Consider the following 24634-nt stretch of genomic DNA (forward strand, 5'->3'; position numbering starts at 1 on the left):
TGTCATGGCGGAAACGCGCCTGCATCGCCGCACACATGAAGCGTGCGCCCTCAGTGCGGCGCGACACGCGTACAGGCACGGGTGCTGCCCGAGTGCCTCGGTCCAGGAAGAGTCTTCATCCCCCACCCCACGACTCACCGACCCCTGCGATCCACGTTCGTCCGAGAGGAATCTCCGGTGGATCACGCCTCCCAGGTCCGCATCATCGAGGAATTGCTCGCGTTCGAGGAACAGCGCACCACGGACATGGCCGGTCAGGACCACGAGTACCACAACCCCGTGTCCGTCTACACCGATCCCTCCCGCTTCGAGGCGGAGGTGGACCGGATCTGGTACCGCACCCCGCTCGCCGTCGGCCACGTGGGGGAGTTCCCCCGGGCGGGCTCGTTCAAGACCCTTTCCGTCGGCAAGGTCCCGCTGCTGGTCGTGCGCGGGAAGGACGACCGCATCAGGGCGTTCGTCAACGTCTGCCGGCACCGCGGCACGCTCCTCGCCGAGGAGCCCGAAGGCCGGGCGAACGCGTTCGCGTGCCCGTACCACGCCTGGACCTACGGGCAGGACGGTGCGCTCCGCCACGTCCCCGACGACTTCGGCTTCCCCGCCGTCGCGTCCGCCAAGGACGACTACGGCCTGCGCGAGCTGTGGTGCCGGGAGCACGCCGGCTTCGTGTACGTCCAGGCCGACGGGAACGCCCCGCGGCGCCCGCTCGGGGACTGGCTCGCCGAGGTGGGAACCGACCTGCGCGACCTCGGCCTCGACGACTTCGTGTGCCTGGACGCCTCCCGGGCCCCGCACCCGGTCAACTGGAAGCTGCCGTTCGATATCTTCCTGGAGAACTACCACACCAAGTTCACCCACCGGAAGACGATCTATCCGGTCTTCCTCTCCAACGTGGCGAAGTTCGACCACTTCGGCCCGCACATCCGGTGCGTGCTGCCGCGCCGGGAGATCACCGAACTCCGGCACATCGACCGGAGCAAATGGGACCTGGTGGAACAGTCCACCATCCTGTACGTCGTCTGGCCCAACACCATGATCGCGGTGTTGCCCGAGCACGCCGCCGTCTGGCACGTGTACCCGGACGGAGTCGGGCACTGCACCCTGCACTTCTACGCCCTGCTGGCCCGGCGCCTGCACGAGTCCGAGGCCGAACAGGAGACGTGGAAGAAGAGCCTGAAGGTGGTGCAGAAGGTCAAGCGCGAGGACGCGGAGCGTTTCCTCTCCATCCAGCGCGGGCTGGAGTCCGGTGCCAACGCGGCGCTGACCTTCGGCCGCTACGAAAAGGCCATCTCCTGGTTCCACCAGAGCATCGAGGAGGCGCTCACGCGTGACCACTGACACCGCGCCGGAGGTTCTCCGGGTCGAGACACCCGAAGAGTTCCGCACGATGCCCGAGGAATACCAGGAACTGGCCACGCACCAAATGATGGTGCACACCGAGGGTGAACTCTCGGGGGCCGACGACTATTTGCAGATCTTCTTCCCCATCGCACCCAGTGCCTACGAGCGCAAGGTGTGCTGCGAGCGCGCGGCCGAGGAAGTCGATCACTACATGATCGGTGCCGCCGTCCTGAACGACCTGGGCATCGACACCGACTACATGCTCCACCAGAAGCTGATGGAGCGCGGACTGTACGCGTCCCCCGCCATCCACAAGATCAAGACCTGGCCGCAGCGCGCGCTCTTCTCCTACCTCGGCGAGGACGCGGTCCTGGACCACATCAAGGAGATGGCGCAGAGCAGCTACCGGCCCTGGGCCGCCTCCTTCGACAAAGTCATCAAGGACGAGCTCGTCCACGTCGGGCACGGCCGGCGCATCGTGCGCGAGCTCATACGCACGCCCGAGGGGAGCGCGGAGGTCCAGGCCACGCTGGACCGCATGTGGCCGTTCATCCTCAGTCTGTTCGGCAGCGACAAGTCCACCCGGTCACCGCAGTACCTCCGCTGGGGGCTGCGACAGAAGACCAACGCGCAGGCCCGCCACGACTTCGTGGCGCGCGTCGTGCCCGAACTCCGGCGCATCGGACTGACCGTACCCGGACCCGGCGCATGAAGCAGTTCGTCCCCGTGCCGCAGGTGCCCGGCCGCTCCCGCCCAGCGGCACCGGAGCGGGGCGGCTGGGGACAGCGGCTGCGACAGATCCTGGCCGCGGACCCCGCACTCCGGCGACGCTTCGACGCCATCCGCCACTACGCGGCCGGCATCCGCGCCTCGGAATACCACCTCACCAACGCCTGCAACATCCGCTGCAAGGGCTGTTGGTTCTTCACCTACGAATTCCAGAAGGCCTCCCGGGAGAACACCGACCTGGCCGACCTCAAGGCGTTCGTGGCCGACGAGGCGGCCCGCGGCATCAACACCGCACTGCTCATCGGCGGAGAGCCGACGCTCTTCCTCGACCGGATCGCGGTCTACCGCGAGGCCATGGAGCGGGTGACCATCTCCACCAACGGCCTCCGGCCGCTTCCCCGCGCCGGTTTCGAGGACGTCACCGTCGCCGTCTCACTGTTCGGCGGAGGGCCGCTGGACGACGAACTGCGTGCCGTCCGACCGAGCGGAAAAAGGTTCACGGACCTCTTCGGTACCGCGCTCGGCCACTACGCCGACGACCCCCGGGCCGGCTTCGTCTACGCCCTGTCCGAGGACGGCATCGACCGCATCGAGGACACCGTCCGCCGCATCCACGACAACGGCAACCGGGTGCACTTCAACTTCTACAGCAGCTACGACACCGACGATCCGCTGCGCGGGGTGCGCGGCCGCGAACTCCTCGCGGAAGCGCTCCGCGTGCGTGAGCTCTACCCCGACACCGTCGCCAGCCACCCCTACACCATCGAGGTGATGATCACCGGCGACGCGCACTGGGACTCCTTCGGCTACGACGTCTGCCCCAGCATCAGCGCGCGGCACCCCGCCCACCACTCCCGCACGCGCAACGGAAACCCCGTGCTGCCGCAGTTCAACACCTGGGCCGCGGACCTGGAGACCGTGCACTTCTGCTGCACCAGCGGGCACTGCGAGTCGTGCCGGGACAGCCAGGCCGTCTTCAGCTGGCTCATGGTCAGTCCCCGGCACTTCCTGGAGAGCGCCGAGCAGCTGTGGACGTGGGTGCACATCGCGGAGAGCTACTGGAGCCAGTTCTACTGGTCCCCCTTCCACCCCGCCCACCGGCCCCCCGGCCCCCCGGCCCCAGGTCCGGCAACAGCCTCGGCACCGGCGACGACAGCACCGCAGGAGGGTGTGTGACACAGCGGGACTGGAGCATCCCCCACCACCTCACGGGCCGCCGGACCCCCGTCGCGAGCCTGGCCGAGGCCGTACGGTTCCGGGCGGCCACCACCCCCGACCACATCGGCTACGTCCTGCACCATCCGCGCGACGGCGGCCCCGACGACGTCCAGCCGCTCGGCTACGGCGAACTCGACGAGCGCGCCCGGCGCGCCGCCGCCTGGCTGCGCGACGGCCGTCGCACCGCGTCCGGCACACACCCGGGCCCCCGCGCCGTCCTGCTCTACCCACCGCCGTCGGCCGACTACATCGCCGCCTTCTTCGGCTGCATGTACGCCGGATTCCTCCCGGTGCCCGCCTACCCGCCGATGACCCCCGACCAGTGGGGCGCGCTCGCCGCCGTGATCGCCGACTGCGACGCGGAGGTGGTGTGCACCACGGCCGACCTCCAGGAGTACGTCGCGTCCTCCCTCGCGTCGGCGGGCGTCGCCACGGTACGCACCCTGGCCACCGACCGGCCCGCCCCGCCACTCGACGAGGCCGCGATCCACCGCCCCGACCCCGATTCCGTGGCATTCCTCCAGTACACCTCCGGCAGCACCGGCCGGCCCAGGGGAGTGGTCGCGCTCCAGCGCAACGTCCTGGCGAACCTCGAAGTGATCGAGTCGGCGTTCGGCCACGGCCCCGCGTCCACCGGGGTGATCTGGCTGCCGCCGTACCACGACATGGGACTGATCGGCGGCATCCTCACCCCCCTGCACCAGGGCTTCCCCGTACACCTCAGCTCACCGCTGGCCTTCCTGCGGGACCCCCTGTCCTGGCCGCGCCTGATCTCCGAAGTGGGCGCCACCACCAGTGGCGGACCGGACTTCGCCTACGCGCTGTGCGCCCGCAAGGCACGGCCGCAGGACGTGGCCGAGCTGCGACTGGACTCCTGGGACGTGGCGTTCAACGGCGCCGAGATGCTGCGCCCTCGCACGCTGGACGACTTCACCTCGGTCTTCGCTCCCGCGGGCTTCCGCCGCTCCGCCTTCCTGGCCTGCTACGGACTCGCCGAGAGCACCCTGATGGTCACCGGCACGCCCAAGCGCCGCCAGCCCCTGGTGCTCCCCGGCGACGCGGCGGTGGCCAGCGGCGAGCCCGGCGACGGCGAGCTGGTGATCGCCACCCCGGACGGGCAGCGGATCACCGACGACGGACGGGAAGGCGAGATCTGGCTGCGCGGGCCGAGCGTGTGCGCGGGGTACTGGGGCCGCCCGAAGGACAGCGCCGCGGCCTTCGGCGCCCGCCTCGCCGACGGCAGCGGCCCGTATCTGCGCACCGGCGACCTCGGGTACCTGCACGGCGGGCAACTCGTGGTCGTCGGACGGCTGAAGGAAATCGTCATCGTGCGCGGCCGGAACATCGCCCCGGCCGCCGTGGAGGACGCCGCCTGGCGCGGCGCCCCGGCCCTGCGCCCGGGGTGCGTGGCCGCGTTCGCCCTCGACGGAGTGCACGGCGAGGAGGTCGCCGTCGTCGCCGAGGTGCGCCGGCGCGACCCGGACGGCGGCGACGCCGATGACGCTGTCCTGTTCGACGCGGCGGTGCGGGACGTCAGAGCGGCCGTGGGCCGGGCCTGCGGTGTGGCCGTACGGCTCGTCGTCCTCGTGCCACCGGGCACCGTCCCGAAGACCACCAGCGGCAAGGTGCGCCGTTCCCTCTGCCGCGATCAGCTGCTCCGGGGCGCCCTGCCCGAACTGCACCGGGCCGACTCCGGCAGCGACACGACACCGCGCCCCGCCGCCGCCCCGGCTCCGGACACCGGCCTGAGCCTCGCGGCGGCCGTGACGCGGCAGGCGGTGGCGGCCGTGCTCCGCGTGCCCGCCGACACGGTGGACCACCACCGTCCCTGGAGCGAACTGGGCCTGGACTCCCTCGGCCTCACCGAGGTGGCGGCGTGCCTGGAGGAACGGACCGGCACCGAGGTCCCGGTGGGCATGCTCTTCGACCACCCCTGTGTCGCCGCCCTCTCCGACGCACTGGAACAGAGGAGCCGCCCGGCCGCCACCGCATGGGACGCATCCACCGCGACCGCCCGGCAGACCGCCCCTTCGGCCCCTTCCACCGGCCGTGAGCCCATCGCTGTCGTCGGCATGGCCTGCCGTTTTCCCGGCGGCGCCGACGATCCGCACGCGTACTGGAGGCTTCTGCGGCGCGGCTTCGACGCCACCGGGAAACTCTCCGACGAGCGCGCCCGGTTGCTCGGTGCGGACACGGACACGGACACCGGCCGACTGCGGCTCGGCGCCCTGGAGGGCGTCGAGTGCTTCGACGCACCACTGTTCAAGGTGAGCGCACCCGAGGCACGGGCGATGGACCCACAGCACCGGCTGCTGCTGGAGACCACCTGGGCGGCCCTGGAGGACGCGGGCACCGACCCCCTCGCGCAGCGCGGCTCGCGCACCGGCGTGTACGTGGGCATCTCCGCCACGGACTACGCCCGGATCGCCGAGCGGTCACCGCTGTCCCGCTTCTCCGCCGTCGGCGCCAGCCCGTCGGTCGCGGCCGGGCGCCTGTCGTACCACTTCGGACTGCGCGGGCCGTCCCTGTCCGTCGACACCGCCTGCTCGTCCTCGCTGACGGCCGTGCACCTGGCGGTCTCTGCGCTGCGCCTCGGCGAGTGCGAACGAGCCGTCGTCGGCGGGGTGAACCTCGTCCTCGCCCCGGAGCCGACCGCAGCCCTGGACCGGCTCGGTGTGCTGTCCCCTTCCGGCCGCTGCCTGCCGTTCGACGCGGCGGCCGACGGCTACGTCCGCGGCGAGGGATGCGGCGTGATCGTCCTCATGCCGCTGTCCGCCGCCCGGGAGCAGGGACTGCCGGTGCGGGCGGTGATCCGCGGCAGCGCCCTGGACCACAACGGCACGGGCAACGGGATCACCGCCCCGTCCGGTCTCGCCCAACGGGACGTCATCACCGCGGCGTTGCGGGACGCCGGCCTGCCCGCGTCCCGCGTCGGCTATCTGGAGGCCCACGGCTCGGGCACCGTGCTGGGGGACGCCGTCGAGCTGGGTTCCGCGGCGGTCCTGGCGGACGGCCGCGACCGGCCGCTGTATCTGGGCTCGGTGAAGGGCGTCCTCGGCCATCTGGAGGCGGCGGCGGGCATCGCCGGCCTGATCAAGACGGTCCTCGCCCTGGAATACGGCGAGATCCCCCCGACCCGCGGCGAACTCGGCCCGAACGGCGCGGCGGACTGGGCGGCCGGGCGGCTTGCGGTGACCGCCGAGCCGATCCCGTGGCCGGCCCACGGCGGTGCGCCCCGCGCCGCCGGAGTCAGCTCGTTCGGCTTCAGCGGCACCAACGTCCACGTGGTCCTCGAACAGGCGCCGTCGCCCGAGCCGCACACCGGACGGCTGCCCCGATCGGCCCAGCCGGATCGGCGCTTCGCCGTACCGGTCTCCGCCCGTACCGACGCCGCGCTGCGCGCGAGCGTCGAGCGGCTCGCCGCGGCGCTCCGCGGCACACCCCACGAACTGGGCGACGTCGCGGGCACCTTGTCGTGGCACCGGCCGGTCCTCGCCGAGCGCGTGGCCTTCCACGCCCGCGGAACGGCGGAACTGCTCGACGCCATGGACAAGTGGCTCACCGACACCCCCCTCCCGGGCGGCCGCGGCGACGTGCCGGACCGGTCGGGCGCGCAGGACCCGTACGACGCGGCCTGCGCCCGGTACGTCGCCGACGGCACCCTCGCCGACGTACGCGCCCTCAACGCCGGGCCGTTCCGACGGGTGCGCCTGCCTTCGTACCCCTTCGAACGACGCCCCTACTGGATCGGCGGAGGCCGAAGTGACCGATGACCTGACCTCTCCCCTTCCCGTCATGGCCCCCGACGCGGCGCTCGCGATCCTCACCGACCGGGAGGCCGGCACGGACGCCGAGCTGATGCGGGGGGCCGCGCTCGTCCATCTCACCGCTCTGGTGCGCCAGGGACTGGAGCTGGATGCCACGGAGGACGTCCCCGCCGACGTCCCCGTCGATCAGCTCGGAGTGGACTCGCTGCTCGCCCTGGAGATCGGCGACCACGTCTTCGACGCGACCGGTGCGGTACTGACCGTGGAGGACGTCGCCCGGCGTCCCACCCTCGGCGGGCTGGCCGCGCTGATCGTCGCCGACCTGCGAAAACAGCGGCCCACGTGACGCCGGTGCCCGTGCTGTGCGTTCCCTACGCGGGTGCGACCGGCCTGGCGTACGCCCGGTTGTCCCGCCGGGGCGGCCCGGAGCTGCACTTCACCGGGCTCGACCTGCCGGGGCGTGGCGGGCTCGCGGACCGCCCGCCGCCCCGTGATGTGACGGAGGCGGTGGCCGCGCTGTCCGCTCAGGCCGCCCCGACGGCACGGGCGGGTCTGCCGTACGCGGTGCTCGGGCACAGCCTGGGCGCCTTGCTGGCGCACAGGCTGACGGTGGCCCTGTCCCGAGGGCCACAGGCGCCACCGAGTCTGCTCGTGGTCTCCTGCTGTCCGCCGCCGCACCTGGCGGACCGCCTGGGCGCGGGGGCGGAGGAGCTTCTCGGCGCCGCCGCCCGCGAACTGCGGGCCACCTCGCGGCGCGCCGGGGCGGACCGCACCTGGGCGGCGGGCCGGTCGGACCTGACACTGGGCCGTGAACTGGCCGACGGCGCGGACCCGTCGGACGGGCCACCCCGACTGGTGGACGTCCCCGTGCTGGCGTTGTACGGCGCCGACGACCCCCTGTTCCCCGGCGGGACCGTGCGGGGCTGGGAACGATGGACCCGTGCCGGCTTCACGGCACGGGAAGTGCCCGGCGGCCACTTCTGCTTCCGCGAGCACGCCTCGGCGTACGTCGCGACGATCCGGGAGGCGCTGCGCGGCATCGAACGGGAGCCCGATCCGTCACCGGCGGCGGGACGACCGGCAGGCGACACGGCTCAAGGGCGTCAAGACATCCCGAGGCGATGAGGTGTGACGGGCATGAACAGCACGAGCAGGGCGGATACGGGGGAGACGACGACGTCCTTCGAGGTCCCGGCTTCCGGCGTGAGCCGGATGACCTGGGACTACGACGTCACGGACGAGCGGCTGATGGCGCTCTACCAACGGGGCAAGGACCGCCAGTGGGACGCGACCTCGCGGATCCCCTGGCACCTGGAGGTGGACCGGGCCAACCCGCTCGGCCAGAGCGAGGAGTTGCTGCCCATCCACGGCTCACGCGACTGGCAGCGGTTCCACCACGACCGCCGGTTCGTGGCGGACGTGTTCCTGCACACCACGGCATGGCAGTTCAGCCAGTTCCTGCACGGCGAACAAGGCGCTCTGGTGTGCGCCTCGCGGATCGTGGAGACGGTTCCGGGGATGGAGGCGAAGTTCTACGCCAGTACCCAAGTGGTCGACGAGGCACGGCACATGGAGGCGTACTCCCGCTTCGTGGGCGAGAAACTCGGGTTGATGTATCCGGTCAATCCCGCACTGCGCACCCTGCTGGGCCAGACGCTCGCCGACTCGCGGTGGGACATCCCGTACCTGGGGATGCAGGTACTGATCGAGGGGCTGGCGCTGGCGGCCTTCGGGCTGCTGCGGGACGCCACCGCGCACACCGCGCCACTGCCGCACGCCCTGCTCGCCTATGTGATGCAGGACGAGGCCCGGCACGTGGCGTTCGGGCGGATGGCGCTCAAGGAGCTGTACGCGGATCTCTCGGACGCGGAGCTGAAGAGCCGCCAGGAGTTCGTGATCGAGGGGTCGCATCTGCTGTTCCGGCGGTTCCGGGGCGACGAGATGTGGGACGCGCTGGGCCTCGACACCGCCGACTGCGTGGCGAGCGCGGACCGCTCGCCCTCGATGAGGGCGTACCGCAAGCTGTTGTTCAGCCGGATCGTGCCCGCTCTGCGCGACATCGGCCTGTGGAGCGACCGGGTGGCGCGGGAGTACGAGAAGCTGGGCGTACTGGAGTGGGCGAAGGAGGACCTGGACAGCCTGATGCGCCGGGACGAGGATGTCGCCCGGGCCGCCGAACGGCAGCAGCGCGAGCTGGCCGCGCGCCACGCCCAGGTCGCGGAGACCATCGCGATGGGGTCCCCGGACACGGGCGGGGAGAGCACGACGAACTGATCCCGCTCGGGGTGCCGGTGCGGGACCGACGGGAGGACCGATCCGCGTGACACCTCGCAAGCCCTTGGACACCGACGCGTCCCACTTCCGCTGCGTCCTGCGGTTCACCGCACCGTTCCACGACGTCGACATGCTCGGGCACGTCAACAGCGTGGCGTATGTGCGCTGGGCGGAGAGCGCCCGCGCGGCGTACCAGATCGACGTGCTGAAGGAGGACGTGGACGGCCCGCGTGGCTTCGTGGTCGGGCGCGTCGCTCTCTCCTACTTCCAGCCGCTGCGCTTCCGCGACCCGGTCAGCGTGGGCATCCGCGTGGCCCGGATCGGCGCGAAGTCCTTCGATTTCGCGTATCTGATGTGGCGCGACGGCGATGGCGCGGTGGCGGCCGCCGGTGAGACCGCGATGATCGCCTACAATGCGGTGGAAGGTCATTCCATCCCCGTGCCCGACGCCTGGCGTGACGCCGTGGCGGAATTCGAGACGATCCCGCCGGAAACATAGAATCGGTGATCGAGACATCACGGGCAGTGGACGCGCGCCACACCTATCGTTAGCATTTTCGACGAATGGCCGATCGGGCGCCGACGATCAATGAAGTACGCACGCACATTTTCGCTGTTCATCACAAGGTGATGCCACATGGGGTTGTCCCTGCCGGACGACGAAGACGTAGTGGTACGCACGCCGGAGGAGTTCCTGGCGATGCCCGACGAGTACCGCGAGATCGCGCTCAAGCAGATGACGGTCAACACCGAGGGCGAGCTGTCCGGCGGGGACGACTACGTTCAGGTCTTCCTCCCCCTGGCGCCGACGGCTGAGGAGCGCCAGGTCTGCGCCGAGCGCGCGGTGGAGGAATACGACCACTACAAGATAGGCAAGCGTGTGCTCGCCTCGGTCGGCGTCGACACCACCTATATGGAGCGGCAGACGCTCGCGGAGCGAAATCTGTTCGCCGATCAGACGCTGCACACCTGCACCACCTGGGCCGAGCGCGGGATCTTCTCCTACATCGGGGAGGAGACGGCCATGATCATGATCAAGGAATTCTCGGAGAGCAGCTTCAAGCCCTGGGCCGAGGCCGTCCGCACCATCATTCTGGACGAGAAGATCCATATTGCCCATGGTGCGCGCGTATGCCGCGGTCTCGCGGCGAGCGAGGAGGGGCGCGAACAATTGCAGACCGCCCTCGACCGGCTCTGGCCGACCTTCGTCAAGATCTTCGGCAGCCCGCGCTCGGAGCGGGCGAAGCTCGCGGTCCGCTTCGGTCTGCGCAGGACCACCAACGGCGAGGCATGCGACCTCTGGCGTCAGCGCGTGATCCCGCGCGTGAAGCATCTCGGACTCGCCGTTCCGGAGTAGCCACGCGCGTCGCGCACCGGTCCAGGAGACCCCCCATGGTCATACCGTTACCCCTCACCCCACGACCGCTCACCCGCGCGGAAGCCAAAGCGCGTACCGCCGCCGTCCTCACCGACCGGCCGGACCTCGCGGCACGGCTGCGCCGGCTGCGCCACACCGGGCGCGCGGTCCGCAGTTGCGAAGTCCACCTGACCAACGCCTGCAACATCCGCTGCAAGGGCTGCTGGTACTTCGAGGGCGGCTTCGACACCGCCCTGCACGAGCTGTCCGACATCGGCCGGATCCGCGCCTTCGCCCAGGGGCTGAAGGACGACGGCGTCACCCAGGCCACGCTCATCGGCGGCGAGCCGACCCTCGTCCTGCGACGCGTCGAGCCGTTCGTGGAGGCCCTGCCCTACGTCACCATCTCCACCAACGGCCTGCGGAAGATGCCCAGCGAAGGCTTCGAGCACATCGCCATCGCGGTGAGCCTCTTCGGCGGCGGCCCGCTCGACGACGACCTCCGGGCGATCAGGGTCAACGGCAGCACGTTCACCGGGCTGTTCGACACCGCCCTGCGGCACTACAAGGACGACCCGCGCGTGATGTTCATCTTCGCGCTCTCCGAAGCCGGCCTCGCGCACATCGAACCGACGGTCCGGAAGATCGCCGACAACGGCAACATCGTCACGTTCAACTTCTACAGCGAGCACGGGACCGAGACCCCACTGAAGATCATCGACGAGTCCCGCGTCCTCGACGAGGCCCTGCGGGTCCAGGAGCGCTACCCACAGACCGTCGTCAGCCACCCGTACTTCATCCGGACGCTGATCACCGGGACGTCGCACTGGGGCGGCACCTTCGGCTACGACGTCTGCCCCAGCATCAGCGTCGACCTGCCGGAACACGAGGAACGGGTCGGCAACGGAAACCCGGTCATCCCCGGCTTCGCCGTCTGGGGCGCCGACTACCGCACCCTCCAGTTCTGCTGCACGTCCGGGGACTGCCACGGCTGCCGCGACAGCCAGGCCGTCTACAGCTGGCTGGTCGTCAACTCACCCCGCTTCCTGGAGAGTACGCGGCGGTTCGAGGAGTGGCTCGACATCGCCGAGAGCTACTGGCGTCAATGGCACTGGTCCCCGTACCACGCGAGCAAGCAGCATGAGGCGCACCCAACCCGTCAGGTACGTGACGACTAGGAGCTGCCGTGACTCTGCCCGAAGCGCAAGCGATCTGGATGGACGGCGAGTTGGTGCCATGGCGCGAAGCCCAGGTGCATGTGCTCACCCACGGACTGCACTACGGCACGGGGGTCCTCGAAGGCACCCGGGTCTACCCGACCGCGGCCGGGCCGGCGGCGTTCCGGCTGGACGAACACCTGCGCCGGCTGGAACGCAGCGCCCGGATGGTGCGCATCCACCTCACCCACGACCGTGACACCCTCTCGCGGGCCTCCCTCGATCTCGTCCGCGAGAACGGACACCAGGCGTGTTACGTGCGCCATCTGGTCTACCTCGGCTACGGCGTGATGGGCCTCGACACCCGCCGGGCCCCCGTCCGCACCACCATCGCGACCTGGGAGTGGGGCAGCTACCTCGGGGACGAGGCGCCGACCCACGGCATCCGGCTGATGACCAGCTCCTGGCGGCGCAACGACCCCAACGTCGTCCCCACCGCGGCCAAGGCCTCCGGCCCGTACCTCAACTCGGTCCTGGCCAAACGGGAAGCGGTCGACGCCGGATTCGACGAGGCGCTGCTGCTCTCACGGGACGGCTACGTCGCGGAGTGCAGCGCGGAGAACATCTTCGTCGTCCGGGACGGCGTCCTGCACACCCCGCCCTCCAGCGCGGGAGCGCTCGAAGGCATCACCGCGGGCTCCGTGTGCGTACTGGCCCGGGACCTCGGCATGCGCCTGGAGGTCCGCAACCTGCTGCGCTCCGACATCTACGGCGCCGACGAGGTCTTCGTCTGCGGCACGGCGGCCGGGGTCGTGCCGGTCCAGTCGCTCGACCACCGTGAGATCGGCGCACCCGGGCCGGTCGCCAAACAACTGGGCGACCTCTTCAGAGCGATCACCGTCGGCGAGGAACCGCGCTACCAGCACTGGCTGACCCCGGTCGGCTGAGTACCGGTGCCGGGCGGGCCCCGTGGCCCGCCCGGCACCACCCCACCCTCCAGGGTTAGGAGTCCCATGTCCGACACGCTCAGCCGTGATGTGATCGACGCGTTCGTCACCGACACCCTGGTGGCGTTCGGCATCGAACGCGGCCGGATCACCGTGGAGTCCTCGTTCGACGAGCTCGGCGTCGACTCCCTCGACGTCGTGGAACTCAGCCAGGCCCTCCAGAAGGAACTGGGCGTCCCCGTCCGGCCCAAGGACTTCGACGAGAACCAGACGGTCGGCCAGGTACTGGAGTACGTCTACCGAGCCGCCGGGCTCCGTTGAGCGGCCGTGCCGCCGTCACCGGCTTCGGGGCGGTGACGCCCCTGGGAGTCGGCGCGGACGTCCTGCACCGCAGGGCCGTCGAGGGAGCCAGCGGACTGGTCGCGGGGCGAGGGCTGTGCGCCGACTTCACCCCCGAGGAGTTCCTCGGCCGCAAGGAAGTGCGGCGCGCCGACCGCTTCACCCATCTCGCCGTCGCCGCCGCCGACGAGGCGCTGGGCCGGGCCGGCTGGAGCACCCGCGGCAGCCCGCCCTACCCGCCGGAGCGGGTGGCCTGCGTCATCGGCACCGGCGTCGGGGGCGTGCGCAGCCACGAAGCACAGCTGGCACGCCTCGCCCAGCACGGCGATGCCTTCGTCTCCGCCCTGCTCGCGCCCATGATGATGCCCAACGCGGCCGCCGCGCACCTCGCGATGCGCTACGGGCTGCGCGGCGAGTCGTACTGCGTGGCCTCCGCCTGTGCGGCAGGCGCGCAGGCCATCGGCTCCGGCCTGCGGATCCTGGCCGCCGGGGAAGCCGACGCCGTCGTGGTCGGCGGCGCGGAGGCGGCCGTCAGCCCCGTCCTGCACGCCGGATTCCGCAACGCCGGGGCCCTGTCACCCACCGGCAGATCCGTCCCCTTCGCCCGGGACCGGGACGGCTTCCTGCCCGGCGAGGGCGCCGGGATCCTCGTCCTCGAACGCCCCGAGGCGGCCGCCGCACGCGGCGCCACCGTGCTCGGCGAGATCCTGGGGTACGGCGCCACCTCCGACGCCCACCACCTCACCGCCCCCGAGCCGAGCGCCCGCGCGGCCGCGCGGGCCGTCACCACCGCACTGGAAGCGGCCGGCCGGGCACCGCACCAGATCGCCTACGTCAACGCGCACGGCACCGGGACCGTACTCAACGACCGCGCCGAGGCGACCGCGCTGCGCCTGGCCCTGGGCGAGCACCTGGCCGCCGTCCCGATCTCGTCGAGCAAGTCCTACCTCGGCCATCTGCTCGGCGCCGCGGGCGCCGTCGAGGCGATCGCGACCCTCCAGGCACTGCGTCACGCCACCGCCCCGCCGACCGTAGGACTGCGCGACCCCGACGAGCGGCTCGGGAAGCTCGACCACGTGCACACCGCGCGGTCGCTGCCCGCCGACGGCCGACCGACAGCATTGTCGACGTCCTTCGGCTTCGGCGGTCACAACGCGGTCCTCGTCCTGGCCGCGGGAGCGACGGAAGGCGGCGACTGATGTTCTCCTTCGACGGACGGCGTTATCTGATCACCGGCGTCCTCAACGAGGACTCCATCGCCTGGTGGACGGCGCGAGCCCTCCAACTGGCGGGCGCGGACATCGTGTTGACGGGATTCGGGCGGGCCCGCCGCATCACCGAGAAGTCCGCCGCGGCCCTCCCGTCCCCGCCCGACGTCCTCGAACTCGACGTGACCCGCGCGGAGGACTTCACCGCGCTCGCCGAAGAGCTGAGCCGCCGCTGGGACGGCCTCGACGGCGCCGTGCACGCCGTGGCGGCGGCCCCGCGCGACGCGATCAGCGGGAACTTCCTCACCACCGGGCCGGACAGCGCGGCCGCGGCCTTCCGCACCGCCGCGTACTCCCTCCACTCCCTGACCGTCGCCCTCGCCCCGCAACTGCGCCGCTCGCCGGGGCGGGGCAGCGTCGTCGGCATCGACTTCGACTCGTCGGCGGCCTGGCCGGGGTACGACTGGATGGGCGTGAGCAAGGCGGCCCTGGGAGCGGTCTGCCGCTACCTCGCCATGTATCTGGGCCCGTCGGGCATCCGGGTCAACCTGGTGGCGGCCGGCCCCTTGGAGACCGTCGCCGGGCGCGGCATCGCGACCTTCGACGCGATCGCCGACCGGTGGGAGCAGGACGCGCCGCTCGGCTGGGACCGCAACGCGGCACAGCGGGTGACGGGGCCGGTGCTCTTCCTGCTCTCCGAACTGGCCGCCACCGTGACGGGCGAGATCCTGCACGCGGACGGCGGTATGCACGCCGTCGCGATGGGGAGCGGCACGGTCGTGCCCGGCACACCCGGGGAGCAGCCACGGTGAGCGCGGTGATCACAGGGGTGGGGGCGGCGCTACCCGAACGGGTCGTGCCCAACGCCTACTTCGCGGACCACCTGGACACCTCCGACCAGTGGATCGTCAAGCGCACCGGCATCCGCGAACGCCGCTGGCTCGACGAGGACGCCCACCTCGCCGACCTGGCCCTGGCGGCCGCCCACGACGCGCTCGACGTCGCGGGCCGGGACCCCGCCGGGCTCCGTCACGTGGTCGTCGCCACCACCACACCCGACCGCGTCACCCCCGGCCTCGCCGTGGAGGTCGCCGCCCGGCTGGGCACCCCGCACGCGGCCGCGTTCGACCTGCACGCCGCGTGCGCCGGCTTCCTCTACGCCCTCGACCACGCGGCGGCGCTGATCGAGTCCGGCCGGGCCGAGACCGTGCTGGTGTGCGGAGCCGAGGCGCTCACCCGCATCACCGACCGCACCGACCGCTCCACGGCGGTCCTCCTCGGCGACGCCGCGGGCGCCGTGGTCCTCGCCGCCGTGCCCGACGGCCCCGCCCCCACCTTCGCCCTCGCCTCGGACGGCGAGCAGATCCCCCTGCTGTACGCGGACCGCCGTGAGCGCGTCCTGCGGATGCGGGGCCGCGAGATCTACGAGCACGCCATCGCGAAGATGAGCGCGTACACCCGCGAGGTGCTGGCCCTGCGGTCCGCGAAGATCGACGACATCGACCTCTTCATCGCCCACCAGGCCAACGCGCGCATCGTGAGAGGCGTCGCGCGCGAACTGGGGATCCCCGACGACCGGCTCTACCTCAACGTCGACCGTGTGGCCAACACCTCCTCGGCCTCGATACCGGTCGCCCTCGCCCAGGCCAGAGCGGAAGGCCGGACGGGCCCGACCGGCCTGCTGGGCACGGCGGCCTTCGGGGCGGGCGTCACCTGGGGCGCCGGCGTGGTGGGCTGGAACTGGGGAGGGGGAGGCGGGTGAACGCGCTGGACGCCCTCAACGACCTGCTCGCGCGGGAGTTCCCCTACCTCGCGGACCACCGCGTCACCGAACTCACCGACCGGGGCCTGACCATGCGGGCCGACCCCACCGGATTCCAGATCCGCCCCGGCGGCACCGTCAGTGGCCCCGACCAGATGCGCATCGCCGACTACGCGGGCTACGCCCTCGTCAAACACACCGCCGGTCACACCCTGTCGGTCCTGCTGCGCAACGTGAGCCTGAGCTTTCTCGAAGCCCCGGCGCCACGCGCCCTGACGGCACGGGCGACGCTGCTGAAACTCGGCAAGCGCACGGCCGAGGTGCGGGGCGACGTGCTGGACGACACCCGTCGCCTCGTCGCGACCGCGGCGCTGACGTACACCGTGCGGTGACAGGGCTCGCGTCGTGACTCCGGGGCAGGCCCGGCAGGCATGTGGTCGATCCGCACCCGGACAGCCGTGCGGTCGCCCTCTCGTCAGCGCGTCAGTGCGTCAGATGCGCTTCCAGATGCGTGACCTCCTCGATGTCGACACCCGCCTTGTCGAGCAACTGGTGGGCGAGATTGTTCAGCGCGCGGGCGGCCGCGACCTCCTCGCCGACCCGCTGCTGGCCGGGGTCGTCGGGGTGCCGGTGGGCGATTCCCTGTGCCATCAGCTCCGTCCCGTCGTGCAGGCGAAGCCGTACGGCCGCCTGGGTCATGGCATCGACCTCACGGAACTCCATGTCGATGGCGCAGTCGACGATCGTCTCCATGGCGATCACTTCCCGTGTGTGCGTTGAGTTGTTCGCTTCCCGTGGGTCCCGTCAGGGGCCCGACGCGGTGGGTGCGGGCGGGGCCCGGTAGCCGCCGAGGTGTTCGGCGAACCAGTCGCGGGCGAGTTCCGCGACGGCGTCGAGCGTTCCCGGCTCCTCGAAGAGGTGAGTGGCACCCGGCACCACCGCCAGTCGCTTCTCGCAGGTCAACTGGTCCGCGGCCTGCCGGTTGAGGTCGAGCACGGTCTCGTCCCGGCCGCCGACCACGAGCAGGGTCGGCGCCGTGACTTCGGCCAGCCGTGGCCCGGCGAGGTCGGGGCGGCCGCCCCGGGAGACCACCGCGGCGATGTCCGTCCCGGAGGCCGCCGCGTCGGCCGCCGCCCACAGGGCCGCCGCCGCGCCCGTACTCGCACCGAAGTAGCAGACGGGCGGGGGCGCGGGGCCGGGCGACTCGCGGCGCAGCCACCGTGTCACCTCCGTCAGCCTCCGGGCCAGGGGTTCCACGGCGAACACGTTCGCCCGGTCCTGCTCCTCGGCGGGGGTGAGGAGGTCGAAGAGGAGCGTGCCCAGCCCCGCCGCGGTGAGGACGTCCGCCACCGCGCGGTTGCGGGGGCTCAGCCGGCTGCTGCCGCTGCCGTGCGCGAAGACGACGAGACCGGGGGCGCCGGCCGGCAGGGCCAGATCACCGGAGAGCCGGACGCGGCCGCCGTCCACCGGGAGTTCCAGCGGACCGGTCACGGCCCGGCCGCTGCCCGGCCCGGGATTCCCGGGCCGCTCCGCCGTGCTGCGCCGCAGCAGTTCGACGACTTCGTCGTCCGAGGTCTGGGCGAAGTCCCGGTACCACTCGCCGACCGCGGAGAAGCCCGCCGGTGTCGAGAGACAGACCAGCTCGTCCACTTCCTCGCTGAGTGCCGCCGCCGCGTCCGGGGGCGCGACGGGCACGGCCAGCACCACCCGGGCGGCGCCCTGGGCCCGTGCCACCTGGCAGGCGGCCGACGCCGTCGAGCCGGTGGCGATGCCGTCGTCGACCACGACCGCCGTACGGCCCTCCAGCGGGATGCGCGGCCGTCCGCCACGGAAGCGTTCCGCGCGCCGGACGAGCTCCGTCTCCTCGGTCCGCTGGACCTCGGCGAGGTCCTCCTCGTCGACCCGGCTCATCCGGACGATGTCGTCCCGCACGACGCGCACGCCTCCCTCGCCGATGGCGCCGAAGCCGAGCTCCCGGTGGTACGGCACACCGAGCTTGCGGACGAGGATCACATCGAGCGGGGCGTCCAGCGCCCGGGCGACCTCGAAGGCCACGGGGACGCCGCCGCGCGGCAGGCCGAGCACGACCGGATGGTCCCCGCGCAGATACCCCAGCCGCTCCGCCAGATGCCGCCCGGCATCCTCTCGGTCGTCGAATCGCATGGTCCACCTCCGGCCCGGGTCCGGCCCCGGAAGACGAGGGGAAACGGGACGAGAGTCGCTATACGTCCAATATCCTCACAATCAGCCCGATAGTCCATGCGGTGGAGGCCGGGCCCGCCGCGGGCGCGCTCGACCCCGCCCCGATCGCCCCAGGCCTGGTCCCGGCCGGTTCAGCCGACGTCCAGCGCCGCCCGCACCCGCGCCGCCGCGGCCGCCGCCTCCTCGTCCGAGGCATACCGCGTCCGAGGCCAGAAGAAGCCGCGCAGACCGTCCTTACGGTTACGCGGCACGACGTGTACATGAAAGTGCGGCACGGACTGGCTGACCCGGTTGTTCGCGGCCACGAACGACCCGGCGGCGTCCATGCCGCGCTCCACCGCCCCGGCGATCAGTCGCACCCGGGTGAAGAACGGCCCCACGTCCTCCGCCGGCAGATCGGTGAGGGTCTCCACGTGCCGCCTCGGCACGACCAGGACGTGGCCGGGGAAGAGCGGCCGCGCGTCCAGGAACGCCACCACCGTCTCGTCCTCGAAAACCCGGTGACCGGGCTGCTCGCCCGCCATGATCGCGCAGAAGACGCAGTTCACGACACCCATCAACTCCCCGTCGGTCGATCCGTGGCGAAATTATCCGTGACGGCGGCGGCCCCTCGGGGCAGGGATCACCCATGCCCCTTCTCGTCGGCACCTCGGGATGGCAGTACAAGGACTGGCGCGACGGCCTCTACCCGGCCGAGCTGCCGCAACGGCTGTGGCTCGAGGAGTACGCCCGGCGGTTCGCGACCGTGGAGAACAACAACGCCTTCTACCGGCTCCCCACCCCGGAGACCTTCGCCACCTGGCGTGACCGTACCCCGGAGGGGTTCGTCATGGCCGTCAAGGCGAGCCGCTATCTGACCCACATCAAGCGGCTGCGCGACCCCGAGGAACCGGTGGCGCGGCTGATGCGCCACGCCGCCGGGCTGGGGGACCGGCTCGGGCCCGTACTCCTGCAACTGCCGCCCACGCTCCGCGCCGACCCGGGCGCCCTGGACACCGCCCTCGCCTGCTTCCCCGCCGGGACACGGGTGGCCGTCGAACCCCGGCACGCCTCGTGGTGGACCGACGAGGTGCGGGCCGTCCTGGAACACCGCGCGGCCGCGCTCTGCTGGGCGGACCACGACTCCCGGCCGGTGACCCCGCTGTGGCGCACGGCGGACTGGGGATATGTGCGATTCCACTGCGGCCGGGCCGAGCCGTGGCCACGCTACGGGCGCCAGGCCCTGACGAGCTGGGTGCGGCGCGTCACCGAGAACTGGCCCGACCGGGCCGACGTGTACTGCTACTTCAACAACGACCACGGCGGCGCCGCCGTCCACGACGCCGCCGCCTTCGCGCGGGCGGCCGCCGGACAGGGGCGCACGGTCGGCCGCACGCCGACCGCGCACGGCTGAACGAGGCGTCAGGCGCCCCGCGCGGTCCGTTCCCCGGGTGCGCCGGGAGTTACCAGGGGGTGTGTGCACAGCGGTCCGGCGGGCACCGTACGGTGATCGAATGACCCACGCCGTTGATGTTGTCGAAGCCGCCGCGATCGCCCTGCAGCAGGGCTCCTGGATCCCCAGTGGCGACGAGCGCGCCCTGGGCCAGGCGTTCTTCTCCCACCGTGCGGCGCTGGAGCAGCGCCTGCTGCCCGGCATGCCCGCGAGCCAGGACCCGCAGGGGTGGGTGACGCAGCACGTGCTGTGGCTCCAGGACGCGGCCGCCCTCGCCGACCAACTCGTCGCCCAGTGGTACGCCTACCTGCCCGGCAGCTACATGACCGCGCTGCTCGCCGCCTACGCCGACCAGATCCGTCCTGCCCTCCCGCTCGCGGCCCGGTTGTACGAGTCGTGGGAGGCCGAGCGTCCCGAGCCGCTCACGCAGGAGACGGTCGCGTGGTGGGAGGAGTGGCACCTGCCCGCCGCCGAGCGGAAGCAGCTCGACGAGCTGACCCACCGCACGATCATCATCGGGTCGGTGCTCGTCACGGCGGTGGGCGACAACTGACCGGGGCCGGCCGCCCACCGCCGTGCACGACGGCCGTCAGCCGACGGGCAGCCGCGTCGCGGCGGGCGTCGCGGCGGGCGTCGCGGCGGGCGTCGCGGCGGGCGTCGCGATGGGCGTCGCGGGGGGCGCCACGGGCACCGGCTGGGAGAGCTCGGCGGGCACCCTCGAGCCCGGGGCGGTGAGCCCCGCGGCGCGTGCGGGCACGGGGACGGCCGCGAAGATCGCGTCCTGCTGCGCCTGGAGCTCCTTGGCCCGCTCCGGCGGGGTGCCGGGCAGGCGCTGCTCCTCGTAGATCTTGTGGGTGTCCAGCTGGGCCTTCTTGCTGGCCGGGGTGTGGAACTGCACCTCGTACGAGTGCCCCCACCGCGGCTCGCGCCAAGCGGAGTTGATGCCCTTGTACCCCTTGGGGCGGTCCCAGGTGTTGGACCACTTCACGGCGTCGTCGCCCCACGCGGACAGCAGGTTCGCGGCGAGGGTGACGCCGGAGGAGTACTTCCCGTCGGGCCACTGCAAGGTGTAGCGCACCGAGTCCTTCATGGTGGCCAGAGCCTGGTTGACGGTCTGCCCCGGGGTTTCCTTCATCGATGTGGCGACCTTGCGCTTCAGCGAGTCCGGGGACTTCAGGCGCTGGTCGAAGCCGATCAGCTCGGCCTCGCTCAGGACGGCCGCCGCCCGCACGCGCGGGCTGATCTCCTTCTCGGCCTTCTCGGCCTGCTTCAGGAAGGCGTCCACGGCGTGGTTGTCGGCGGCGTTGAGCTCCAGCCCGTCCCCGTGCCAGCCGTCGTCGCGGGCGGTGCTCCTGCTCGTCCTGTCCGCTCCGCCCGCCGGGCCGGGCGCGGCCCACGCGGCCGTCGGCGCCATCCCGACACTCAGCGCCGCGGCCAGTGCGGCAGCCACCGCACCCCGACGTCCCTTGACCAGCGTCTCCATGGAGACTTCCCTTCCTGTCCCGCGTCCGGACCGTGTGCCGACCCGGCGCACGGATCCGCGCGCCGGGTCGGCAGCCGATCAACGTGGGGGAGCGGCCATCGGTTCGCGGACCACCCCCGCCCCAGGGGCTATTTGACTCGATCACAACGGTCCAGGGCGAGAAATAGACGGCCGTACGGGGACGTGGAGCCGTGCGGCGGGCCGGATACCTTGTGATCCGGCCCGCCCGGGCCCACCGAGGGAGGAGACGCACATGCGCAAGGCAGCGCAGTTCACGGGGGCGGCGTTCATCGTCGCCGTGTTGTTGACCGGCTGCGGTGGCGGCGGTGGCGGCGGTGACGCACAGACCGGCGACAAGCCGTCCGCGAGCGCCTCGGCAGGGACCTCGGGGAACGGCACCCCGGCGAAGGAGGGGGCGAGCGGATCCATCGACGGCGTCTACGCGGCGGCCCCGTCCGCCGACGGCGCGGTCGGCCTGTCCATCTCCCACGGCCGGGCCGCCCTCTACGCGGGCGGCGGCAAGCGCGTCTGCACGGGCACCGTCGGCGAGGGCACGGGGCCGGTGACCCTCACCCTCACCTGCGACGACGGCAACACCGACCGGACCCGGGGCAAAGTCGAACGGTCGAGCGGCAAGACCGTCGTCGTCTCCTGGGAGTCCGGCAAGAAGGACACCTTCACCAGGACGGGCGCGGCGGCGGAACTCCCCGCACCGACCAAGCTCGGCGGCTGACCCGGCGCCCGTCGGCTAGGGCGAAGGGGTCGGGCCCTGCATGTGCTCACTGATCCACTGGAGCGGCCCCTCGCCCAGGCTCGGGACGTAGCTGCGGGCGCTGTGCTTGCCGCCCTCGATCACCCGGAGGCTGGTGTGGACCGGGCCCTTGCCGTACCGGGCCTGGAACTTCCGTACGTCCTTCAGTCGCTTGACCGGCTCCTTGGTGCCGACCTGGAAGGCCAGGTAGACGTCCGGGCCCTTCCTGTTGATCAGCTTCTGAGCCAGCTTCTGCGGGTTGTTCTCCTGCTTCTCCTTCTCGTGACCGGCCCACAGCGGGGAGTCCGGCACGATGTCCGGGCCGGACGCGATCACGGCCTTGAAGCGGTCCGGGTACTTGAGGACGGCCTTCAGGCTCGCGAAGCCACCGGAGGAGGAGCCCATGAACGCCCAGCCGTCGCGTGACTTCAGGGTCCGGAAGTTCTGCTTGACCAGGTTGGGGACGTCCTCGGTCAGCCAGGTGCCCATCTTCGCCTGGCCGGGGATGTCACTGCCGTCGTAGTAGTGCTTCTTGTCCGGGTTCAGGACCGGCATGACGAGGATGAAGGGCAGGCTCTTGCCTTCCTTCGACCACTTGGCGATGGACGACTCGAGCTTGCGTTTCGTCTCCTTCCAGTAGTTGCTCGGCCAGCCCGGGCCGCCGGGCAGGGCGACCATGACGGGGAAGCCGCTCCGGGCGTACTTCTTGTCGTGCAGGTACTGATCGGGCGCCCACACCCAGACGTCGCCGGTGAATCCGGACTTCTCGCCGTGCAGGGTCGTCCTGGCGATCTTCGTGCCGTCGTCGACGGTGTCGTCGATCGTGAAGGTCCTCTCGGGCCCGGTCGGCATCAGCGTGTCGGGGTTCACCTTCCCCGGAACGCCACGGGACTGCCCCTGGCCGAAGCTGATCGGGTCGCCCTTGTCGGTGAACGGAGGGATGTCGAAGTGGTCGAGCACGGGCCAGGCGACCAGCCCGAGGGTGGTGACGGACGCCACCGTGATGATCCAGCGTCTGGCGCGGAAGCGCGGGCGGCGGCCCTGGGGCGGCTGTGGGCCGTCGGGCGAGTGGGTCATCACATCACTCCGGATGATGGTGCTGCCCCGAAGGACATGGGCGGGTGTTCCGTCCATGTGGATGATCAAGCCCGCGCCGAGGTTCCGAAAATTCCACGTGGCGATCGCCACTGAATCTTCGAAAACACTCCGTATACCCGGATCATGCCGTCAAAAGCATGGGGACGCCATCAGATGGCACCCCATCCCCACCCGATGCCCAGCCCATCCCTACCCATGACCGCGTCAGGATCACCCGCGTCAGGAGCGGCGCCGCCCGATGCCTTGCGGCACAGACATCTCTCACCGACGTCCCGGCGCGGCGAAGAGTTCCCCGCGCCACCGCCCGACCGGGGACGACACAGGGGACGGGACGGGGGACGGAACGGTACGCATCAGCCGCACGTTCTCGCCGGCCGCGTGGGCGACGCGCACGGTCGCGCCCGTACGCGCCGCCTCGTACACGGCGAGCGCGGTGCGCAGCGCCTCGCGACCGGCCGGGCCGTCGACGGCCGGGGGCCGGCCGTCGGCGACCGCGTCGCAGAAGTCCAGCAGCTGCTCCCCGTGCGGGCCGCGCAGCAGACCGCAGCTGTCACGCTCCTGCGCGGCCGTGGCCGGGTGGCGGAGGTCGGCCTGGTTGCCCGCCTGGTACGCCCCCTCCGCGAGGGTGTCCGTCTCCGCGTCGGCGGCGTGGAAGTAGACGAGTTCGTCGTTGTCGATGACGGCCGAGCCCCGGTCGCCGTGCACCGCCAGCCGCGTCGTACGGCCGGGGAAGGCGGCCGTGGTGGTGAGCAGGGAGGTCAGCGCGCCGCTCGCGTGGCGCAGGCTGGCGGTGACGACGTCCTCGACGCCGATGCCGGTGTGGCCGAGCAGCGCGGTGTGCGCCTTGACCTCCACGACCGGGCCGAGCAGCCACTGGACGAGGTCGAGCGAGTGCACCCCCTGGTTGATCAGGGCCCCGCCACCGTCCAGTGCCAGAGTGCCCCGCCAACCGTCCGACGCGTAATAGGACCGGCCGTGCCACAGCGGGACCTCCACCGAGGCCGAGGTCGGGGTGCCGAGCTCACCGGCTTCGAGGGCGTCCCGCACGACGCGCGAGGCGAGGTCGAAGCGGCGCTGGCTCATGACGGCGAGCACCCGGTCCGCCTGCCGGGCGGCCTCGATCAGCTGGTCCGCGGCCCGCACCGACACGTCGATGGGCTTCTCCACCATCACGTGCTTGCCCGCGGCGAGGGCCGCCCTGCCCAGCTCGGCGTGCAGCCCGCTGGGGGTGCACACCGACACCGCGTCGATGTCGTCGCGCGCCAGCAGCGACGCCACGTCGGTCGACTCGCAGCCGGTCTCGGCCGCGGCCTGCCGGGCGCTCTCACTGTCGCGGGACGAGGAGGCCATCGCCACCAGTCGCGCGCGCCCGGCCAGCGGTGGATAGGAGGTCAGGACCCGGGCCTGCAGACGTCCTATGACGCCGCATCCGATGATGCCGAAGCGCAGCTCGCTCACGCGGCCTCCCCTGTCGTGGGTCCTGTGGTGCGCCGTGGTCCCGCGCCCCGCCGGGGTGCGGACGAAGACGGGCCGGACGGCTCCCGCCGGGTCCGGACGGGGGGTGTGATG

The 24634-nt window shown here is 71.8% G+C and carries 25 protein-coding genes; 19 read left to right on the forward strand and 6 right to left on the reverse strand.

The genetic code is table 11. The annotated features are described in order from the left end of the window. Positions 1–177 precede the first annotated feature (177 nt). The 16 genes from FHS38_RS07275 to FHS38_RS07350 all read left to right on the forward strand — a co-directional run bounded on the left by FHS38_RS07275 (position 178) and on the right by FHS38_RS07350 (position 16491). Complete coding sequence (locus FHS38_RS07275; protein ID WP_184731981.1) at positions 178–1338, forward strand: aromatic ring-hydroxylating oxygenase subunit alpha; 1161 nt, start codon at positions 178–180, stop codon at positions 1336–1338. Further along, the gene (locus tag FHS38_RS07280; RefSeq protein WP_229822756.1) at positions 1328–2053 is read left to right on the forward strand and encodes a Phenylacetic acid catabolic protein; all 726 of its coding nucleotides are present in this window, start codon (positions 1328–1330) and stop codon (positions 2051–2053) included. Before FHS38_RS07275 ends, FHS38_RS07280 begins: the two co-directional genes overlap by 11 nt. Next, positions 2050–3246 carry a radical SAM protein gene (locus FHS38_RS07285; protein WP_184731983.1) on the forward strand — a complete coding sequence of 399 codons (1197 nt, stop codon included), beginning with the start codon at positions 2050–2052 and terminating at the stop codon, positions 3244–3246. The genes FHS38_RS07280 and FHS38_RS07285 overlap by 4 nt, the downstream gene beginning before the upstream one ends. Beyond that, positions 3243–7061 (forward strand): beta-ketoacyl synthase N-terminal-like domain-containing protein, encoded by a 3819-nt coding sequence (locus FHS38_RS07290; protein WP_184731985.1) that lies wholly within the window; start codon positions 3243–3245, stop codon positions 7059–7061. Before FHS38_RS07285 ends, FHS38_RS07290 begins: the two co-directional genes overlap by 4 nt. After that, entirely contained in the window at positions 7051–7401 is a 351-nt protein-coding gene (locus FHS38_RS07295; protein WP_184731987.1) for an acyl carrier protein, read from the forward strand. The genes FHS38_RS07290 and FHS38_RS07295 overlap by 11 nt, the downstream gene beginning before the upstream one ends. Then, entirely contained in the window at positions 7398–8180 is a 783-nt protein-coding gene (locus FHS38_RS07300) for a thioesterase II family protein (protein WP_184731989.1), read from the forward strand. The genes FHS38_RS07295 and FHS38_RS07300 overlap by 4 nt, the downstream gene beginning before the upstream one ends. Before the next feature lie 12 nt (positions 8181–8192). Continuing rightward, a complete protein-coding gene (locus FHS38_RS07305; protein WP_184731991.1) occupies positions 8193–9329 on the forward strand; it encodes a ferritin-like domain-containing protein in 1137 nt (378 codons plus the stop codon). A gap of 46 nt (positions 9330–9375) precedes the next feature. After that, positions 9376–9828, forward strand: a complete 453-nt coding sequence (locus FHS38_RS07310) for an acyl-CoA thioesterase (RefSeq protein ID WP_184731993.1) — start codon at positions 9376–9378, stop codon at positions 9826–9828. Between the two features lie 138 nt (positions 9829–9966). Further along, entirely contained in the window at positions 9967–10686 is a 720-nt protein-coding gene (locus FHS38_RS07315) for a ferritin-like fold-containing protein (RefSeq protein ID WP_184731995.1), read from the forward strand. 35 nt (positions 10687–10721) lie between these two features. Beyond that, positions 10722–11864 carry a radical SAM family protein gene (locus tag FHS38_RS07320; protein ID WP_184731997.1) on the forward strand — a complete coding sequence of 381 codons (1143 nt, stop codon included), beginning with the start codon at positions 10722–10724 and terminating at the stop codon, positions 11862–11864. A gap of 8 nt (positions 11865–11872) precedes the next feature. Beyond that, the gene (locus FHS38_RS07325) at positions 11873–12790 is read left to right on the forward strand and encodes a branched-chain amino acid transaminase (RefSeq protein ID WP_184731999.1); all 918 of its coding nucleotides are present in this window, start codon (positions 11873–11875) and stop codon (positions 12788–12790) included. Between the two features lie 66 nt (positions 12791–12856). Further along, positions 12857–13111, forward strand: a complete 255-nt coding sequence (locus FHS38_RS07330; protein ID WP_184732001.1) for an acyl carrier protein — start codon at positions 12857–12859, stop codon at positions 13109–13111. Then, a complete protein-coding gene (locus tag FHS38_RS07335; protein ID WP_184732003.1) occupies positions 13108–14328 on the forward strand; it encodes a beta-ketoacyl-[acyl-carrier-protein] synthase family protein in 1221 nt (406 codons plus the stop codon). Before FHS38_RS07330 ends, FHS38_RS07335 begins: the two co-directional genes overlap by 4 nt. Next, on the forward strand, positions 14328–15149 hold the full coding sequence (fabI, locus tag FHS38_RS07340) for an enoyl-ACP reductase FabI (RefSeq protein ID WP_184732005.1): 822 nt from the start codon (positions 14328–14330) through the stop codon (positions 15147–15149). Before FHS38_RS07335 ends, fabI begins: the two co-directional genes overlap by 1 nt. After that, positions 15146–16099 (forward strand): beta-ketoacyl-ACP synthase 3, encoded by a 954-nt coding sequence (locus FHS38_RS07345; RefSeq protein WP_184732007.1) that lies wholly within the window; start codon positions 15146–15148, stop codon positions 16097–16099. The genes fabI and FHS38_RS07345 overlap by 4 nt, the downstream gene beginning before the upstream one ends. Beyond that, entirely contained in the window at positions 16096–16491 is a 396-nt protein-coding gene (locus FHS38_RS07350) for a PaaI family thioesterase (protein WP_184732008.1), read from the forward strand. Before FHS38_RS07345 ends, FHS38_RS07350 begins: the two co-directional genes overlap by 4 nt. A 91-nt stretch (positions 16492–16582) precedes the next feature. On the opposite strand, the gene FHS38_RS07355 is transcribed toward FHS38_RS07350, so the two are convergent. The 3 genes from FHS38_RS07355 to FHS38_RS07365 all read right to left on the reverse strand — a co-directional run bounded on the left by FHS38_RS07355 (position 16583) and on the right by FHS38_RS07365 (position 18858). Next, complete coding sequence (locus tag FHS38_RS07355) at positions 16583–16852, reverse strand: dsRBD fold-containing protein (RefSeq protein ID WP_184732241.1); 270 nt, start codon at positions 16850–16852, stop codon at positions 16583–16585. A gap of 51 nt (positions 16853–16903) precedes the next feature. Continuing rightward, positions 16904–18262, reverse strand: a complete 1359-nt coding sequence (locus FHS38_RS07360; protein WP_184732010.1) for a phosphoribosyltransferase family protein — start codon at positions 18260–18262, stop codon at positions 16904–16906. Positions 18263–18432: 170 nt separating this feature from the next. Further along, positions 18433–18858: an HIT family protein gene (locus tag FHS38_RS07365; protein WP_184732012.1), complete on the reverse strand. Its 426-nt coding sequence runs from the start codon at positions 18856–18858 to the stop codon at positions 18433–18435. A gap of 71 nt (positions 18859–18929) precedes the next feature. Here FHS38_RS07365 and FHS38_RS07370 point away from each other — a divergent pair, with 71 nt between their 5' ends. Then, a complete protein-coding gene (locus FHS38_RS07370) occupies positions 18930–19694 on the forward strand; it encodes a DUF72 domain-containing protein (protein WP_184732014.1) in 765 nt (254 codons plus the stop codon). Between the two features lie 100 nt (positions 19695–19794). Next, on the forward strand, positions 19795–20286 hold the full coding sequence (locus tag FHS38_RS07375; protein WP_184732017.1) for a hypothetical protein: 492 nt from the start codon (positions 19795–19797) through the stop codon (positions 20284–20286). Between the two features lie 36 nt (positions 20287–20322). On the opposite strand, the gene FHS38_RS07380 is transcribed toward FHS38_RS07375, so the two are convergent. Continuing rightward, positions 20323–21216, reverse strand: a complete 894-nt coding sequence (locus FHS38_RS07380; protein ID WP_229822757.1) for an ATP nucleotide 3'-pyrophosphokinase — start codon at positions 21214–21216, stop codon at positions 20323–20325. A 253-nt stretch (positions 21217–21469) separates the two neighbouring features. On the opposite strand from FHS38_RS07380, the gene FHS38_RS07385 reads away from it, so the two are divergent. Beyond that, complete coding sequence (locus FHS38_RS07385) at positions 21470–21949, forward strand: hypothetical protein (RefSeq protein ID WP_184732019.1); 480 nt, start codon at positions 21470–21472, stop codon at positions 21947–21949. 15 nt (positions 21950–21964) lie between these two features. Here the strand turns inward: FHS38_RS07385 and FHS38_RS07390 are convergent, their stop codons facing one another. Both FHS38_RS07390 and FHS38_RS07395 read right to left on the reverse strand, forming a co-directional pair. Then, positions 21965–23044: an alpha/beta hydrolase gene (locus tag FHS38_RS07390; RefSeq protein ID WP_184732021.1), complete on the reverse strand. Its 1080-nt coding sequence runs from the start codon at positions 23042–23044 to the stop codon at positions 21965–21967. A gap of 282 nt (positions 23045–23326) precedes the next feature. Then, positions 23327–24523, reverse strand: coding sequence for a Gfo/Idh/MocA family protein (locus tag FHS38_RS07395; protein WP_184732023.1), 1197 nt, complete (start codon positions 24521–24523; stop codon positions 23327–23329). Positions 24524–24634 lie beyond the last annotated feature (111 nt).

This window comes from Streptomyces netropsis (genome assembly GCF_014203545.1).
Classification (GTDB): domain Bacteria; phylum Actinomycetota; class Actinomycetes; order Streptomycetales; family Streptomycetaceae; genus Streptomyces; species Streptomyces netropsis.

Coding starts and splice junctions, on each gene's coding strand:
- fabI (WP_184732005.1), top strand. CDS start 14,328: ATGTTCTCCTTCGACGGACGGCGTTATCTGATCACCGGCGTCCTCAAC.
- FHS38_RS07315 (WP_184731995.1), top strand. CDS start 9,967: ATGGGGTTGTCCCTGCCGGACGACGAAGACGTAGTGGTACGCACGCCG.
- FHS38_RS07365 (WP_184732012.1), bottom strand. CDS start 18,858: ATGGGTGTCGTGAACTGCGTCTTCTGCGCGATCATGGCGGGCGAGCAG.
- FHS38_RS07385 (WP_184732019.1), top strand. CDS start 21,470: ATGCGCAAGGCAGCGCAGTTCACGGGGGCGGCGTTCATCGTCGCCGTG.
- FHS38_RS07285 (WP_184731983.1), top strand. CDS start 2,050: ATGAAGCAGTTCGTCCCCGTGCCGCAGGTGCCCGGCCGCTCCCGCCCA.
- FHS38_RS07330 (WP_184732001.1), top strand. CDS start 12,857: ATGTCCGACACGCTCAGCCGTGATGTGATCGACGCGTTCGTCACCGAC.
- FHS38_RS07305 (WP_184731991.1), top strand. CDS start 8,193: ATGAACAGCACGAGCAGGGCGGATACGGGGGAGACGACGACGTCCTTC.
- FHS38_RS07380 (WP_229822757.1), bottom strand. CDS start 21,216: ATGGAGACGCTGGTCAAGGGACGTCGGGGTGCGGTGGCTGCCGCACTG.
- FHS38_RS07360 (WP_184732010.1), bottom strand. CDS start 18,262: ATGCGATTCGACGACCGAGAGGATGCCGGGCGGCATCTGGCGGAGCGG.
- FHS38_RS07355 (WP_184732241.1), bottom strand. CDS start 16,852: ATGGAGACGATCGTCGACTGCGCCATCGACATGGAGTTCCGTGAGGTC.
- FHS38_RS07375 (WP_184732017.1), top strand. CDS start 19,795: ATGACCCACGCCGTTGATGTTGTCGAAGCCGCCGCGATCGCCCTGCAG.
- FHS38_RS07370 (WP_184732014.1), top strand. CDS start 18,930: ATGCCCCTTCTCGTCGGCACCTCGGGATGGCAGTACAAGGACTGGCGC.
- FHS38_RS07320 (WP_184731997.1), top strand. CDS start 10,722: ATGGTCATACCGTTACCCCTCACCCCACGACCGCTCACCCGCGCGGAA.
- FHS38_RS07390 (WP_184732021.1), bottom strand. CDS start 23,044: ATGACCCACTCGCCCGACGGCCCACAGCCGCCCCAGGGCCGCCGCCCG.